A 15,534-nucleotide genomic window follows, 5' to 3' on the forward strand; every position below is an offset into this window, starting at 1 on the left:
CCGTAGGTTGGGCTGAGCACAGCGAAGCCCAACGATGCCTGGGTTCACTCGGGCTGTTGGGCTTCGACGATGGAGCCGTCTCAGCCCAAACTACGATCCCATGCGGCACCCGTAGGTTGGGCTGAGCGCAGCGAAGCCCAACGATGCCCGGATTCGATTCGTCAGGTCCTACCCCAGGGTCCGTCGCGCCAGGCTCGGGAAGTCGGTGATCAGGCTGTCCGCGCCGAAATCGGCCAGACGGCGCATCAGGCTGGCGTCGTTCACCGTCCAGACCGAGACGTGCAGTCCCTGCCGCTGGGCTTTGAGCAGCCGCTCCGGGGTGCACAGCGTCCAGTTCAGCGCCAGCAGGTGGCAATCGTAGTGGGCGGCCACCTTGAGCGGATCCAGCCAGGCGTATTCCGCCACCAGACCGCGGGCCAGATGGGGGGTATCGCGCTGCAGGGCGCCCAGGACCTCACGCGAGGCACTGGTCACGGTGATCTTCTCCTGCAGGCCGAATTCCTCGACCAGCTGGGCGATGGCCTTCACGGTCTGCGCCGCTCGCACCCGCGAGGCGCTCTTCACTTCCAGTTGCCAGTGTTCGAAGGGGCACTTCTCGAACAGCCCGCGCAGGGTCGGGATGGGGCTGGGGCGTGGCCAGACCGGGCCACCCTGGCGGGCATCCAGGGCGACCAGATCGGCGACGGCCTTTTCGCTGACCTTGCCGCCCCGGCCGGTGGTGCGTTTCAGGGTCGGGTCGTGGATCACCACCAGTTCGCCGTCACGGGAGAGGTGCAGGTCCAGCTCGCAACGCCTGACACCCAGTTCCAGGCACAGCTCGAAACCGGCCAGGGTGTTTTCCGGGGCTTCGCCGCGGGCCCCGCGGTGTCCATAGATAAGGGTCATGAAGGCTCCTAGGCGCTAGGGTGAAGGGGCGGGGCGACGCGGTTCACGAACCGCATCCAGCACCCGATCGTTTTCGAAATAGACGCTGAAATCGCGATAGTCCCAGCGGCGAATGGGCGGGCGGCCGACCGGAGGATGCTCCTGGTCGGGCAGGCCGAAGCGTTCCAGCACCTGGCCGCGGCTGTCGCCGCGCTGGGGCAGCGGCGTGCCGGCCTGGCCCTGCTGGCCCAGCGGGATCTGCAGGGTCTCGGCCCAGCTGGGCAGGGCGATGCCGAGCAGCAAGGCGGCCAGCCAGGGACGTTTCACGCCTCCTCTCCGCGGTCGGCGCGGCGCACCCGGGCCTGCTGGCGCAGGACATGGCGCGCCAGCAGCTGACGCTGGGCGTCTTCCAGGTCGATGAAGCTGGTGCCGATCTCGTATCCGCCACTGACGGCCTGGCAACCGGTCACCTCGGCCAGCACCTGCAGGCCGAGGCCCTGGGGTGGCAGCGCCATGCGCAGGTCGAGCCGGGTGCCCAGGGCATAGGGCTCGGCATCGACGAAGGCCAGGCCCCCTTCGGACAGCACCACGTCGCGGGTGGCGCCGCTGTCGTGCAAGAGATTCCAGGTAAAGGCCTGGCCAAGCAGGTCGAGGCGCTTGTGCACCAGGCGCAGGCAGGCGGTGACGGCGCGATCGCGCTCGTCCAGATTGCGCAGCAGGTGACGGGATTCGAATTCCAGCTGATGCAGTTCGCTCAGGAGTGCGAACAGCGGCGCGGTCTCGCCGGGGACCCCGTCGGCAGGGCTGATTTGCAGTGCGATACGGTCGGTGATGCGATAGTATTCCCGCCGTTCACGCGCGTCTGGGGTGGTCATGTCGGGCCGCTCCGTGGGTGATGGCCCCGAGTGTAGCCGGCGAGCCGGCACGGTGTCGCCGTCCAACCCGCAGGGCGCCTACGTCTTTCCGCCGTGCAAGCGAGCCTATGTTCAGACCCCTGCCGATCTACCTTGGCCTGCGTTACGTCCGCGCCAAGCGCCGCAATCATTTCGTTTCCTTCATCTCGCTCACCTCCATGATCGGCCTGGCCCTCGGCGTGGTCGTCATGATCGTGGTGCTGTCGGTCATGAACGGCTTCGACCGCGAGATGCGCGATCGCGTCCTCGGCATGATTCCCCATGCGACGGTGGAGTCCTACCAGCCGGTCACCGACTGGCGCAGCGTGCGCGAGTTGGCCCTGCAGAACAGCCAGGTGGCCGCGGTGGCGCCCTTCACCCAGTTGCAGGGCATGCTGGCCCACGACAAGGCGGTGCAGACGGTACTGCTCAACGCTATAGACCCGGCCGAGGAATCCAAGGTCTCGATCATCGCCAGCTTCATGCGCGAGGGGAGGCTCGACGACCTCAAGCCGGGCGAATTCGGCATCATCATCGGCTCCCTGGCCGCCGAAAAACTGGGCGTCAAGATCGGCGACAAGCTCACCTACATCGCTCCGGAAGTGGCCGTGACCCCCGCCGGCATGTTTCCGCGCATGAAGAGATTCACCGTGGTGGGCATCTTCAGCGTCGGCGCCGGCGAACTGGACGGCTCGGTGGGCCTGATCGACATCGAGGACGCCGCGCGCCTGCAGCGCTGGCCGGCGAACGCGGTGCAGGGTGTGCGCCTCAAGCTGCACGACCTGTTCCAGGCGCCGGACGTGTCCTGGAACATCGCCCGCCAGCTGCCCGGCAACGACTGGTACGCCCGCGACTGGACCCGCACCCACGGCAATCTCTACCAGGCCATCGGCATGGAAAAGACCATGATCGGCCTGCTCCTGCTGCTGATCGTCGCCGTGGCCGCCTTCAACATCGTCTCCACCCTGGTGATGGTGGTGACCGACAAGAAGTCCGACATCGCCATCCTGCGCACCCTGGGCGCCACGCCCCGGCAGATCATGGCGGTGTTCATGGTCCAGGGGACCTTCATCGGCGTCATCGGCACCGCCATCGGCTGCCTGCTGGGCGTGCTCGCCGCGCTCAACGTCAGCGCCGCGCTGGCCTGGGTGCAGCGGGTCACCGGGCACCAGTTCCTCAACGCCGAGGTGTATTTCATCGACTACCTGCCGGCGCAGCTGCAGTTGCACGACGTTCTGCTGGTCTGCGGCGCGTCCTTCGCCCTGAGCTTCCTGGCCACGCTCTATCCCTCCTGGAGCGCCGCCCGTACCCAACCCGCCGAGGCCCTGCGTTATGAATGATCGAGCCGTTTTGCGTTGCCAGGACCTGGGCAAGCGCTACGAGGAAGGCCCCCAGACCGTCGAGGTGCTGAGCAACGTCCAGCTGACCCTGCAACCGGGCGAGCGGGTGTCCATCGTCGGCAGCTCGGGGTCGGGCAAGACCACCCTGCTCAACCTGCTCGGCGGCCTCGATACCCCCAGCAGCGGCAGTGTCTGGCTCGACGGCGAGGAGCTGTCGGCGCTGAACGAGAAGGCCCGCGGCCTCTTGCGCAATCGTGCCATGGGCTTCGTCTACCAGTTCCACCACCTGCTGCCCGAATTCAGCGCCCTGGAAAACGTCTGCATGCCACTGCTGATCGGCAAGTCCTCCATCGGCGAAGCCCGTGAGCGCGCGGCCAAGCTCTTGGAGCGGGTCGGCCTCGGTCATCGCCTGGGCCACAAGCCGGCCGAGCTGTCCGGCGGCGAGCGCCAGCGCGTAGCCATCGCCCGAGCCCTGGTCAACCAGCCCAAGCTGGTGCTGCTCGACGAACCCACCGGCAACCTCGACCAGCACACCGCCCACGGTATCCAGGACCTGATGCTGGAGCTGTCCACGTCGCTGCGCACGGCCTTCCTGGTGGTGACCCACGACCAGGTGCTGGCCGGCCAGATGGACCGGATGCTGCGCCTGGACGAAGGCCATCTGGTCGACGCCACGCCGGCCCGGCAGGTCTGAGGTCGTCATGTTCAGACCTCTTTCGCTGTTCATCGGCCTGAGATACACCCGCGCCAAGCGGCGCAAGTCGTTCATCTCCTTCTTCTCGCTGGTCTCCATGTTCGGCCTGGCCTTGGGCGTGCTGGCCATGATCCTGGTGCTGTCGGTGATGAACGGCTTCCAGGAGGAAATGCGTGGCCGCATCCTCGGCATGGTGCCCCATGCCTTCATCAGCGGCGCCCAGCCGCTGGACGACTGGCGCCCGCTGGCGGCCAAGGCCGAGCAGCAGCCCCATGTGCAGGCGGCGGTGCCCTACACCCAGTTGCAGGGCATGCTCTCGGTGCGTGGCCGCATGCAGCCGCTGCTGGTGGACGGCATCGATCCGGCCCAGGAAAAGCGCGTGTCCATCGTCGGCGAACGCATGACCCAGGGCAGTCTCGACGCCCTCAAGCCCGGTGAATTCGGCATCGTGCTGGGCGAGATCGCCGCGCGACGCTTCCAACTGGAGCTGGGCAGCCAAGTCACGGTGATCATCCCCGAGGTCGGTGCCACCGGCAGCATCACTCCACGGCTGCGGCGCTTCACCGTGGTCGGCACCTTCAAGGTCGGCGCCGAGCTGGATGCCTCCCTGGCGCTGATCAACGTCGCCGATGCCGCGCCGCTCAAGGGCTGGCAGCCGGGGCAGGTAGAGAGCATCCGCCTGGCGCTGGACGATCTGTTCCAGGCGCCGCGCATCTCCCACGACGTGGCCAAGGCCTTGGGCGACGGCTACCAGGCGCGTGACTGGACGATCTCCCAGGGCAGCCTGTTCCAGGCCATGCAGATGGAAAAGACCATGATCGGCCTGCTGCTCCTGCTGATCGTCGCCGTGGCCGCCTTCAACATCATCGCCACCCTGATCATGGTGGTGGCCGACAAGAAGGCCGACATCGCCATCCTGCGCACCCTGGGCGCCACGCCCGGGCAGATCATGGCGGTGTTCATGGTCCAGGGCACGGTGATCGGCCTGGTCGGCACCCTGATCGGCGGCGTGCTGGGCGTCATCGCGGCGCTCAACGTCAGCAGTTGGATCGCCGCCCTGGAGCGCCTGGTCGGCCACAAGCTGTTCGGCGGCGACATGTACTTCATCAGCAACCTGCCGTCGCGGCTGGAGTTGGAAGACGTAGTGCTGATCGCCGTGGCCGCCCTGAGCATGAGTTTCCTGGCGACCCTCTATCCCGCCTGGCGCGCCTCCCGCACCTCACCGGCCGAAGCACTGCGCTACGACTGATCTCCCTGCCGGGCCCGGTGGCGGCTTGCCCCTGGCCCTCTGGCGTCCGAACTGCTCTAATTCGCGCTTCTAAAGCCCTTTCGGCTCTCCAAGGATGGAGTCCTGATGCGCGCCGCTCTGCTGTCCTTCGCCCTCGGCGTGCTGTTCCTGCGCGCCTTCGCCTCGCTGCCGTCGTTGCCGCTGCTGGCGGCCCTCGCGGCGATGGCCCTGGGGCTGCTGCTGACCCGCTTCCTGGCCCTTGGCGCCTGCGGCCTGGGCCTGGCCTGGGCGTTGCTCAATGCCCACTGGGCCCTGGACGATCGTCTGGCTCCGGCGCTGGAGCAGCGGGTGCTGTGGATCGAAGGCCAGATCAGCGGCCTGCCCGCGGTGGACGCCGACGCGGTGGTCTTCGTGCTCGCCGGGGCTACCAGCCGCCGCGACCTGAAGCTACCGGCGCGGATCCGCCTGAACTGGCACGGTGGTCCCCGTCCGCTGGCCGGCGAACGCTGGCGCCTGGCGGCGGAGTTGCGCGGCCCCGCGGGCCTGGTCAACCCCCTGGGCCAGGATCGCGAAGCCTGGCTGCTGGCCCAGGGCATCGGCGCCACCGGCAGCGTCAAGGATGGCCAGCGCCTGGCGGCGGCCAGTGGCCTGGCGACCTGGCGCGACGGTATCCGGCAATACCTGCAGACCCGCAATCCGGCCGGACAGGGCGGGTTGCTGGCCGCCCTGGTGGTGGGCGATGGCTCGGGCATCACCGATGCCCAGTGGCAGCTGTTCCAGGATACCGGCACCGTGCACCTGATGGTGATCTCCGGGCAGCACATCAGCCTGGTCGCCCTCAGCGTCTATGCCGGGGTGGTCCTCCTGGCGCGCCGTGGTCTCTGGCCAAGCCGGTTGCCCTGGCGCCTGTCGGCCGCGGTGCTGACGATCGCCACCGCGTTGGGCTACGGACTGCTAGCCGGCTTCGAGGTGCCGGTACAGCGCGCCTGCGTCATGGTCACCCTGGGGCTGCTCTGGCAACTGGGCCGCCAGCAGGTTCGCCTGGCGGACGCCGTCCTGCTGGCCCTGGTACTGGTGCTGGCGGCCAATCCCCTGGTCAGTCTGCTGACGGGTTTCTGGCTCTCCTTTGGCGCCGTGCTGTTGCTGCTCTGGAGCTTCGCCGGCCGTCTGGGCCGATTGCCCTGGTGGGCTACCCTCGGGCGGGCCCAGTGGTGCATGGCCGTGGGGCTGGCGCCGCTGCTCCTGGCGCTGGGCCTGCCCCTGAGTCTGAGCGGTCCGCTGGCCAACGCCCTGGCCGTGCCGCTGATGGACCTGGCCATCGTGCCCCTGGCGCTGGTGGGTACCCTGCTGTCGCTGCTCTGGTCGCCGCTGGGCGAGCCCGCGTTGTGGCTGGCCGGTGGGCTGTTGCAGGGACTGCTCTGGGTGCTGACCGGGTTGGCGCATCTGGCCGCCGCCTGGCAGCCCGTATTGGCGCCTGCCTGGACGCTGTGGCTGGCAGGACTGGGGGCGTTGCTGGCCCTGCTGCCCGCGGGCGTGCCGCTGCGCGGCCTTGGCGCGCTGCTGATGCTGCCCGGGCTGTTTCCCCCGGTGCCTGCGCCCGGGGAAGGGCTGGCGCGGATCACCGTATTGGACGTGGGGCAGGGACTGGCCGTGCTGGTGCGCACCCGTGACCATGCCCTGCTCTACGACGCCGGTCCGCGCCAGGGCAGCTATGACAGCGGCGCCCGGGTCGTCCTGCCCAACCTGAAAGGCACCGGCATCGATACCCTGGATGTCATGCTGCTCAGTCATGCCGATGCCGACCATGCCGGCGGTGCGCTGGCCGTGGCCAGGGGGCTGCCGCCGGGCCGGGTGCTCAGTGGTGAGGTGGGTCGCCTGCAGCCGCAATTGCGCGCCCGGGATTGTGAAGACGGCGCCCGCTGGGAGTGGAACGGGGTCGGCTTCACCACCTGGTGGCGTCCCGATGCGGATTCCAATGCCGCCTCCTGTGTACTCCGCGTCGAGGCCAGGGGCGAGCGCCTGCTGCTGACCGGCGATATCGATGCTCGCCGCGAGGCGGAGTTGGTGGCCAGTGGCAAGCCCCTGGCGGCGGAGTGGCTCGTCGCCCCGCACCATGGCAGTCGCAGTGGCTCCAGCGCCGGTTTCATCGACGCCGTCCAGCCACGCGGCGTGCTGATCTCCCGCGGGCTGAACAATCGCTATGGCCATCCCCATCCCCAGGTGCTGGCGCGCTATCGCGAGCGCGGCGTGCTGCCCTACGACACCGCCGCGCTAGGCGCCCTGACCTGGACCCTCGGTCGCTGGGAGGTACCGCGTGGTCAGCGCCAGGAGCGTCACTGGTGGCGAATACCCCCGCCGACACCCTAAGGCGTTCGTGCTAGAGTGGCCGCATTTTGCGGCAGGGGTAACGGTCTCGTGTTCGAAATGGTCAAAGCTGGCGGCTGGATGATGCTGCCGATCATCCTCAGTTCCATCCTGGCCACGGCCATCATCGCCGAGCGGCTGTGGACCCTGAGGCGCGGCCGGGTCGCCCCGCCCACGCTGCTCGCCCAGGTCTGGCGCTGGATCCAGGACAAACAGCTCAACAATGAACGCCTGCGCGAGTTGCGCGCCGGTTCGCCCCTGGGCGACATCCTCGCCGCGGGCCTGACCAATTCCCGTCATGGTCGCGACATCATGAAGGAAGCCATCGAGGAAGCCGGCAGCCGCGTGGTGCACGACCTCGAGCGCTATCTCAACACCCTCGGCAGCATCGCCGCCCTGGCGCCGCTGATGGGTCTGCTCGGCACGGTGTTCGGCATGATCGATATCTTCAGCGCCTTCATGAACGACGGCATGGCCAATGCGCCCATTCTCGCCGGCGGCATCTCCAAGGCACTGGTCACCACCGCCGCCGGTCTACTGGTGGCGATTCCTGCGGTGTTCTTTCATCGCTATCTGCTGCGTCGGGTGGACGAGCTGGTGGTGGGCATGGAGCAGGAAGCGGTCAAGCTGGTGGACATCCTCCACGGCGATCGCGAGGTGGACGTTCGCGAAGGAGCTCAGGCGTGAAATTCCGTCGTCGCGCCGGGGGCGCCGCTCGCGAAGAGGTCTATATCAACCTGGCCTCCTTCATCGACGTCATCTTCGTCCTGCTGCTGTTCTTCGTGGTGACCGCGACCTTCAGCCGGCCCAGCCAGCTGAAGATCGAGCTGCCCGAGGCCGACAGCGCCGCGGCAGCCGCCAACCAAGCCAAGACCCTGGAAATCAGCATCACCGCCGAAGGCCAGATGGCGCTCAACGGCCAGACCCTGGCACGCAACGACCTGACCGGCCTGACCACCGCGCTGCAGCGTGAATCCGGCGGCGACAACAGCCTGCCGCTGGTGATCACCGCCGATGGCCGCGCCACCCACCAGGCGGTGGTCATGGCCATGGATGCCGCCGGCAAGCTCGGCTTCAGCCAGCTGCGCATCACCACCCTCGAGGCCCAGGCGAAACGTCCGTGAGCCTGGGCGAGCGCCTGGTCCGCGCCTGGTACGCAGGCCACCCGGCCCTGGGCCTGCTGACGCCGCTCGAAGTCCTCTATCGCCAGGTCGCCCGGCGCAAGCGCCAGCGCTTCCTGGTGGGGCAGGGCAGCATCCATCGGGCGCCGGTCCCGGTCATCGTGGTGGGCAATCTCACCGTCGGCGGGACCGGCAAGACGCCCATGATCCTCTGGCTGATCGATCATCTGCGCGCGCGCGGCCTCAGGGTCGGCGTGGTCAGTCGCGGTTATGGCGCCACGCCGCCGAGCCTGCCCTGGCGCGTGCGGGCGACCGACACCGCTGCCGTCGCCGGCGACGAGCCGCTGCTGATCGTGCAGCGCACCGGGGTAGCGCTGGTCACGGATCCCGACCGCGGTCGTGCCGTCGAGCGCCTGCTCGCCGAAGAGTCGCTCGATGTCATCCTCAGCGACGACGGCCTGCAGCACTATCGCCTGGCGCGGGATCTGGAACTGGTGATGGTCGATGCGGCGCGGGGGTTCGGCAACGGCCGCTGCCTGCCGGTGGGGCCGCTGCGCGAACCCCTGGAGCGCCTGGCCGAGGTGGACGCCGTGATCCACAATGGCGCCGCCGTCGATCCTGCCGACGGCTACGGCCTGACCCTACAGCCCAGTGCCCTGGTCAATCTGCGCAGCGGCGAGACCCGGCCGCTGGATTTCTTTCCGCCAGGACAGCGCCTGCATGCCCTGGCCGGCATCGGCAACCCCGGGCGTTTCTTCGCCACCCTCGAAGGACTACACTGGCAGCCGTTGCCCCATGCCTTCGCCGATCACGCCACCTACAGCGCCGCGGACCTGACCTTCACGCCCGAGCTGCCGCTGGTGATGACCGAGAAGGACGCGGTCAAGTGCCGGTCCTTCGCCGCCGCCGACTGGTGGTACCTGGCGGTGGACGCCCAGCCCTCGGCTGCCTTCGTCGCCTGGCTGGATGGGCGTCTCGACCGGCTCCTGCCCGAACACTCTCACTGACGGAACCTCTGCCCATGGATCTCAAGCTGCTGGACATCCTCGCCTGCCCCCTAACCAAGAGCCCGCTGATCCTGAGCGACGACAAGACCGAACTCATCAGCAAGGCCGCCGGCCTGGCCTTCCCGATTCGCGATGGCATCCCGGTGATGCTGGAAAGCGAGGCGCGCATCATCACCACGGACGAGCGTCTGGATAAATGAGCACCGCCTTCACCGCCTTCACCGTCGTCATCCCGGCGCGGCTCGCCAGCACCCGGCTGCCCAACAAGCCGCTGCTCGACATCGCCGGCAAGCCGATGATCCAGCACGTCTGGGAGCAGGCGCGGCGCAGTGGCGCCGAGCAGGTGGTGGTGGCGACCGACCACGACGACATCCTGCGCGCCTGCGAAGGCTTTGGCGCCCGGGTCCTGCTGACCCGCGCCGATCATGCCTCGGGCACCGATCGCCTGGCCGAGGTGGCCGAGCTGCTCGGCCTGGCCGATGATGCCCTGGTGGTCAACGTCCAGGGCGACGAGCCGCTGATTCCGCCGGCGGTGATCGACCAGGTGGCGGGCAATCTCGCCGCCCATCCCGAAGCCGGCGTGGCCACCCTCGCCGAGCCGATTGCGGACGTCGACAGCCTGTTCAATCCCAATGTGGTCAAGGTGAGCACCGACCTGAACGGCCTGGCGCTGACCTTCAGCCGGGCGCCGTTGCCCTGGGCGCGCAATGCCTTCGCCAGTGATCGCGCGCAGTTGCCCCAGGGTTTTCCCTACCGCCGGCATATCGGCATCTACGCCTATCGCGCCGGTTTTCTCGCCGACTTCGTCAGCTGGGGTCCCTGCGCCCTGGAAGAGACCGAAGCCCTGGAACAGCTGCGTGCCCTCTGGCACGGCGTCCGCATCCATGTCGCCGATGCCCTGGAAGCGCCCCAGGCCGGGGTGGATACCCTGGATGACCTCGAGCGCGTCAGACGCCTGCTGGGAGCCTAGATGACCCTGCGCATCCTGTTCGTCTGCATGGGCAACATCTGCCGCTCGCCCACCGCCGAAGGCATCCTCAGGGCCAAGCTGGACGCCGCCGGCCTGGTCGAGGCGGTGGAGCTGGACTCGGCTGGCACTGGCGACTGGCATGTCGGCAAGGCGCCGGATGCCCGCGCCATCCAGGCCGCGGCGGCTCGCGGCTATGACCTCGGCGCCCTGCGCGCGCGCCAGGTGACCGCGGACGATTTCCAACGCTTCGACCTGATCCTGGCCATGGATCAGGACAACCTCGCCTGGCTGGAGCAGCTGCGCCCCGACCAGGGTGCAGTACCCGAGCTGTTCCTGGCTCGTCAGGGACTGGCGGTGGATGAGGTGCCGGATCCCTACTACGGCGGCGCGGCCGGCTTCGAGCGCGTCCTCGACCTGCTGGAAAGCGCCTGCGATGGCCTGGTCGCCGAGGTGGCTGCCCGTCATGGTCGCTGAGTTGCAACAGCAGGTCCCCTTGCAGGGGCTCAACACCTTCGGCCTGGTGGCGCAAGCCGATCGCTATCTGGAAGCCACGAGCGATACCGAGGTCCGCGAGGCCCTGGCCCTGGCGCGGCAACTCGGCGTGCCGCTACGGGTGCTGGGCGGTGGCAGCAACCTGGTCCTGCCCGAGCGGGTCGAGGGCCTGGTGCTGCGGCTGACGTCCCGCGGTATCCGCCTGCTGGCGGAGGAGGGCGATGCCCTGCTGGTGGAAGCCGAAGCCGGCGAACCCTGGCATCCCTTCGTCATGGCGACCCTGGCCAACGGCTGGTACGGCCTGGAAAATCTCAGCCTGATTCCCGGCACCGTCGGTGCCTCGCCCATCCAGAACATCGGCGCCTATGGCGTCGAATTGAAGGACAGATGCGCCGGGGTCACGGCGCTCGACCGCCACAGCGGCGAACTCCACGACCTCAGCCCGGCCGATTGCACCTTCACCTATCGCGAGAGCCGCTTCAAGGCCGAGGCCGGGCGCTGGATCGTGCTGCAGGTACGTTTTCACCTCAGTCGCCAGCCGCAGCTGGTGCTGGACTACGGTCCCGTGCGCCAGGCCCTGACCGAAGCGGGTGTCACCCAGCCCACGCCCGAAGCCGTCAGCGCGGCCATCTGCAGCATCCGCCAGAGCAAACTGCCCGACCCGGCGGTGCTGGGCAATGCCGGCAGCTTCTTCAAGAATCCCGTGGTGACCGCCGCCGAAGCCGCCGCGTTGCAGCAACGCTATCCGTCCCTGCCGACCTATCCCCAGGCCGATGGCACGGTCAAGCTGGCCGCCGGCTGGCTGATCGACCAGGCCGGCTGGCGCGGCCATCGCGACGGCGCCGTGGGGGTGCATGCCGCCCAGGCGCTGGTGCTGGTCAACTTCGGCGGCGCCCGTAGCCGGGATGTCCTGGCCCTCGCCGAGCGCATCCGCGCCTCGGTGCGCGAGCGCTTCGGGGTGACGCTGGAGATGGAGCCGGGAAGCCTGACGTGACCGACGATTCGCCCGATGTCCAGCGCCGCCGCCTGCTGATCGCCACCACCTCCGCCGTCGGCGGCCTGGGGCTGGTGGCGGGCAGCGTGCCCTTCGTCTGCGCCCTGCGGCCCAGTCGGTCGGCGGAGGTGGCGGCGGCACCGGTCGAGGTGGACCTCAAGGCCTTGCGCGAAGGCGAACAACTCACCGTGCAGTGGCGCGGCCAGCCGGTCTGCGTCCTGCGTCGCAGCGCCGCGGACCAGGCGCGGCTCCTGGCCGACGAGGCGGGGCTGGCCGACCCGGACTCCCGGGAATCCAGCCAGCCACCCTATGTCGATCCGCGCCTGAGATCGCGGCGGCCGGACATCTTCGTGGTCACCGCGATCTGCACCCACCTGGGCTGCATTCCCTCCCTGGCACCAGGCGCGGCGGACCGGGACGGGGGCTATCTCTGTCCCTGCCATGGCTCCCATTTCGACCTGGCCGGGCGGGTCTTTCGCGACCAGCCGGCACCGCTGAATCTGGCCGTGCCCCCCTATCATTTCCGCGGCGACACCCTGCTGGTGATCGGCAGCGACGAGGAGGGGGCGACATGAAGAGCGACGAGCCCGGCTGGCTGGAGCGACGGCTGCCCCTGGGCGCCTTCTGGCGACGCCATATCAGCGACTACCGGGTGCCGCGCAACCTCAACGTCTTCTATGTGTTCGGTTCGCTGTTGGTCTTCATCCTGGCGCTGCAGGTGCTGACTGGGCTCTGGCTGTTGTTCGGCTACGAACCGACGGTGAAGGGCGCCTTCGCCTCGGTCCAGCTGTTCATGCGCGAGGTGCCCTTTGGCTGGCTGATCCGCTGTCTGCACGCGGTGGGCGCCTCGGCGCTGTTCGTCTGTCTCTATCTGCACATGCTGCGCGGCCTGCTCTATGGCTCCTATCGCGCGCCGCGGGAGCTGGTCTGGAGCTTTGGCGTGCTGCTCTATGTGCTGCTGCTGGCCCAGGCCTTCTTCGGCTATCTGCTGCCCTGGGGGCAACTCTCCTACTGGGGCGCCCAGGTGTCCCTGAGCGCGGTCGAGGCGCTGCCCCTGGTAGGCCCGAGCCTGGCCGATCTGCTGCGGGGCGGGGTGGTGCTGTCCGATGCCACCCTGCGGCGCTTCCAGGCCCTGCATGTGGTAGGGCTGCCGCTGCTGATCCTCGCGCTGGTGACGCTGCACGTCGTCGCCCTGCGCCAGACCGGCTCGAACAATCCCGAAGGTGATGAGCGCGATGTCAGCGGTGCAGCGGGGGTGCCTTTCCACCCCTACCTGACCCTCAAGGACCTCTGCGGCCTGGCGGTCTTCCTGCTGGTCTTTCTCGCCGTGGTACTGCTGGCGCCGGACCTGGGTGGGCTGGTGCTGGAGCCGGCCAACCAGCAGCCGGCCGATCCCTTGGTGACCCCCGCGCACATCGCGCCGCCCTGGTACCTGGCGCCCTTCTATGCGCTGCTGCGGGCGGTGCCGAGCAAGGCCGGCGGTCTCGGTCTGGCGGCCCTGGCCATCGCCCTGCTGTTCGTGCTGCCCTGGCTGGATCGCAGCACGGTCCGCTCGGTGCGCCACAAGGCCTGGCCGGCGCGGCTGGGGCTGTATCTGGGCTGTCTGGCCTTTGCCGCTCTGGGCGTGCTGGGCGTGGTCGCGCTTACCGACCAGCGCCTGCTGCTGGCGCGCCTGGCAGCTGGCGTCTATTTCGCCTGTCTGCTGGGCATGCCCTGGTACAGCAGGCTGGGGCGTCCGCGAACGCTGCCGGAGCTCGGCTCATGATGCGTGGCCTGCTCCTGGGTCTGCTGTTGCTGTGCAGCGGTCTGGTCATCGGTGCCGAAGGCGATCCCCGAGCCGGTGCCCTCACCTTCGGTCGCTATTGCCTGGCCTGCCACGGCCAGGAGTACCAGCGCTTCGATCGCGTCGCCGCCGATCTTCACCTGGACCTCGCCAGCTGGGCGCCCGGGCGCACCGCTAGTGCGCCCATGCTCGGCCTGCTCAAACCCGAGGATGCCCGCCGCGCCTTCGGCAGCGTACCGCCGGACCTCACCCTGATCGCCGCGGTGCGCGGCGAAGCCTGGTTGCGCGCCTTCCTGCAGGAATTCTATGTGGCGCCCGGACGTCCGCTCGGGGTCGACAATCTCGCAGCGCCCGGCACCCGCATGCCCGACGTCCTGGCCGCCCTGCGCGGTCGCCAGCTGCGCGACTGCCACGAAGGGCGCTGCGTGCTGCGCCTGGAGGCGGGCAGTGGCGCCCAGACCCCCGAGCAGTTCGCCCATACCGTCGACGATCTGGTCGCCTACCTGAGCTATTCCGCCGCACCCGAACGTAGCCTCGCCTGGCGGCTCGCACCCTGGGTGCTGGGCTATCTGGTGCTGTTCGCCATCCTGGCCTTCTGGCTCAAGCGCGAATTCTGGCGGCGATTGCCCGACAGTGAGCGATGAGACTAGGTGGCAGGCGGCAAGGTGCGAGATAATCCCCCTTTGCAGCTTCGCCCCTGACGGGGGAGGGACCCATGGGCGCCATAACCCGCCTGACCTGTTTCCATGATCCCGAGGATCACTACAGCCATCGGATCCGTCTGATCCTGGCGGAAAAGAACGTCGAGTGCGAGCTGATCGCCGTGCGCCGTGGCGAGTGCCCGCGGCAGCTGGCCGAGCACAATCCCTATGGCACCGTGCCGACGTTGATGGATCGCGACCTGGTGCTCTATGGCACCGAGGTACTCATGGAGTACCTCGAGGAACGCTATCCGCATCCGCCGCTGCTGCCGGCCTATCCGGTCACCCGGGGTCAGTCGCGACTGCTGATGCACCGTATCGGCCGTGACTGGTGCACCCTGGTGGACAGCATCCTGCAGGCCGCGCCGGGCGCCGACCTCGGCGCCGCGCGCAAGGAGCTGCGGGAAAGCCTGACCGGCGTGGCGCCCATCTTCGCGGAAAAAGCCTTTTTCCTGAGCGACGACTTTTCCCTGGTGGACTGTTGCCTGCTCCCCATCCTGTGGCGATTGCCGCGCCTGGGCGTCGAATTGCCCCGGGCCGCCAAGCCGCTGCAGGACTACATGGATCGCATGTTCGCACGCGACAGTTTCCGATCCAGTCTTTCGGTCACCGAGCGTGAGATGCGCTAGAGGAGAACCCCATGAATTCCAGTCGCCCCTACCTGGTCCGCGCGCTCTACGAGTGGATCGTGGACAACGACTGCACGCCCCATCTGCTGGTCAACGCCGACTACGCCGAGGTGCGCGTGCCGCCGGGCTATGCCAACGACGGCCAGATCGTGCTGAACGCCTCGCCCAGTGCCGTGCGTGACCTGCACATGGACAACGAAGCGGTGAGCTTCAACGGCCGTTTCGGTGGCGTCGCCTACAACCTCTATGTCCCGATCGGTGCCATCCTGGCCATCTACGCCCGGGAGAACGGCCAGGGCATGGTCTTCGACAGCGAACCCAGCCCGCCGGATGACCAGGGGCCCGACAACGGCGGCAGCAAGCCCGAGGCGCCCAAGCCGGCACCGACGCGGCCGAGTCTGAAAGTCGTCAAGTAAGCCTGGCCGACACCTGCTGCAGGGCCTTCTGCAGCAGG

At 68.5% G+C, this 15,534-nt stretch carries 19 protein-coding genes; 16 read left to right on the forward strand and 3 right to left on the reverse strand.

The window, feature by feature from the left end:
* Positions 1–168: 168 nt before the first annotated feature.
* The 3 genes from NRG74_RS00480 to NRG74_RS00490 are packed head-to-tail and all read right to left on the reverse strand — an operon-like array spanning position 169 to position 1,739.
* Positions 169–885 carry a glycerophosphodiester phosphodiesterase gene (locus NRG74_RS00480; RefSeq protein WP_257705471.1) on the reverse strand — a complete coding sequence of 239 codons (717 nt, stop codon included), beginning with the start codon at positions 883–885 and terminating at the stop codon, positions 169–171.
* Positions 886–900: 15 nt separating this feature from the next.
* Positions 901–1,191, reverse strand: a complete 291-nt coding sequence (locus NRG74_RS00485; protein WP_257705472.1) for a phosphodiesterase — start codon at positions 1,189–1,191, stop codon at positions 901–903.
* Positions 1,188–1,739 (reverse strand): PilZ domain-containing protein, encoded by a 552-nt coding sequence (locus NRG74_RS00490; protein WP_017639771.1) that lies wholly within the window; start codon positions 1,737–1,739, stop codon positions 1,188–1,190. Before NRG74_RS00490 ends, NRG74_RS00485 begins: the two co-directional genes overlap by 4 nt.
* A gap of 107 nt (positions 1,740–1,846) precedes the next feature.
* Between NRG74_RS00490 and NRG74_RS00495 the strand changes: the two genes are divergently transcribed.
* The 16 genes from NRG74_RS00495 to NRG74_RS00570 all read left to right on the forward strand — a co-directional run bounded on the left by NRG74_RS00495 (position 1,847) and on the right by NRG74_RS00570 (position 15,496).
* Entirely contained in the window at positions 1,847–3,097 is a 1,251-nt protein-coding gene (locus tag NRG74_RS00495; protein WP_093256004.1) for a lipoprotein-releasing ABC transporter permease subunit, read from the forward strand.
* Entirely contained in the window at positions 3,090–3,791 is a 702-nt protein-coding gene (lolD, locus tag NRG74_RS00500) for a lipoprotein-releasing ABC transporter ATP-binding protein LolD (protein WP_257705473.1), read from the forward strand. The genes NRG74_RS00495 and lolD overlap by 8 nt, the downstream gene beginning before the upstream one ends.
* Before the next feature lie 7 nt (positions 3,792–3,798).
* Entirely contained in the window at positions 3,799–5,040 is a 1,242-nt protein-coding gene (locus NRG74_RS00505) for a lipoprotein-releasing ABC transporter permease subunit (protein ID WP_257705474.1), read from the forward strand.
* Positions 5,041–5,145: 105 nt separating this feature from the next.
* On the forward strand, positions 5,146–7,386 hold the full coding sequence (locus tag NRG74_RS00510) for a DNA internalization-related competence protein ComEC/Rec2 (RefSeq protein WP_257705475.1): 2,241 nt from the start codon (positions 5,146–5,148) through the stop codon (positions 7,384–7,386).
* A 48-nt stretch (positions 7,387–7,434) separates the two neighbouring features.
* Positions 7,435–8,070, forward strand: coding sequence for a MotA/TolQ/ExbB proton channel family protein (locus NRG74_RS00515; protein ID WP_257705476.1), 636 nt, complete (start codon positions 7,435–7,437; stop codon positions 8,068–8,070).
* Positions 8,067–8,507 (forward strand): ExbD/TolR family protein, encoded by a 441-nt coding sequence (locus NRG74_RS00520; protein ID WP_017639766.1) that lies wholly within the window; start codon positions 8,067–8,069, stop codon positions 8,505–8,507. The genes NRG74_RS00515 and NRG74_RS00520 overlap by 4 nt, the downstream gene beginning before the upstream one ends.
* Positions 8,504–9,511: a tetraacyldisaccharide 4'-kinase gene (gene lpxK / locus NRG74_RS00525; RefSeq protein ID WP_257705477.1), complete on the forward strand. Its 1,008-nt coding sequence runs from the start codon at positions 8,504–8,506 to the stop codon at positions 9,509–9,511. Before NRG74_RS00520 ends, lpxK begins: the two co-directional genes overlap by 4 nt.
* Before the next feature lie 14 nt (positions 9,512–9,525).
* A complete protein-coding gene (locus NRG74_RS00530) occupies positions 9,526–9,711 on the forward strand; it encodes a Trm112 family protein (RefSeq protein ID WP_007162406.1) in 186 nt (61 codons plus the stop codon).
* A complete protein-coding gene (gene kdsB / locus NRG74_RS00535; protein ID WP_257705478.1) occupies positions 9,708–10,481 on the forward strand; it encodes a 3-deoxy-manno-octulosonate cytidylyltransferase in 774 nt (257 codons plus the stop codon). Before NRG74_RS00530 ends, kdsB begins: the two co-directional genes overlap by 4 nt.
* A gap of 6 nt (positions 10,482–10,487) precedes the next feature.
* Positions 10,488–10,955, forward strand: coding sequence for a low molecular weight protein-tyrosine-phosphatase (locus tag NRG74_RS00540; RefSeq protein WP_173149665.1), 468 nt, complete (start codon positions 10,488–10,490; stop codon positions 10,953–10,955).
* Complete coding sequence (gene murB / locus NRG74_RS00545; protein WP_257705479.1) at positions 10,945–11,967, forward strand: UDP-N-acetylmuramate dehydrogenase; 1,023 nt, start codon at positions 10,945–10,947, stop codon at positions 11,965–11,967. Before NRG74_RS00540 ends, murB begins: the two co-directional genes overlap by 11 nt.
* Positions 11,964–12,542: a ubiquinol-cytochrome c reductase iron-sulfur subunit gene (petA, locus tag NRG74_RS00550; protein WP_257705480.1), complete on the forward strand. Its 579-nt coding sequence runs from the start codon at positions 11,964–11,966 to the stop codon at positions 12,540–12,542. The genes murB and petA overlap by 4 nt, the downstream gene beginning before the upstream one ends.
* Entirely contained in the window at positions 12,539–13,732 is a 1,194-nt protein-coding gene (locus NRG74_RS00555; protein ID WP_257705481.1) for a cytochrome b, read from the forward strand. Before petA ends, NRG74_RS00555 begins: the two co-directional genes overlap by 4 nt.
* Positions 13,729–14,394: a cytochrome c1 gene (locus NRG74_RS00560; protein WP_257705482.1), complete on the forward strand. Its 666-nt coding sequence runs from the start codon at positions 13,729–13,731 to the stop codon at positions 14,392–14,394. The genes NRG74_RS00555 and NRG74_RS00560 overlap by 4 nt, the downstream gene beginning before the upstream one ends.
* A gap of 71 nt (positions 14,395–14,465) precedes the next feature.
* On the forward strand, positions 14,466–15,080 hold the full coding sequence (locus NRG74_RS00565) for a glutathione S-transferase N-terminal domain-containing protein (protein ID WP_184285859.1): 615 nt from the start codon (positions 14,466–14,468) through the stop codon (positions 15,078–15,080).
* Between the two features lie 11 nt (positions 15,081–15,091).
* Complete coding sequence (locus NRG74_RS00570; protein ID WP_160923278.1) at positions 15,092–15,496, forward strand: ClpXP protease specificity-enhancing factor; 405 nt, start codon at positions 15,092–15,094, stop codon at positions 15,494–15,496.
* The last annotated feature ends 38 nt before the right edge of the window (positions 15,497–15,534 follow it).

It is taken from the genome of Pseudomonas oryzihabitans (assembly GCF_024652905.1).
In the GTDB taxonomy this organism is placed as follows: domain Bacteria; phylum Pseudomonadota; class Gammaproteobacteria; order Pseudomonadales; family Pseudomonadaceae; genus Chryseomonas; species Chryseomonas benzopyrenica.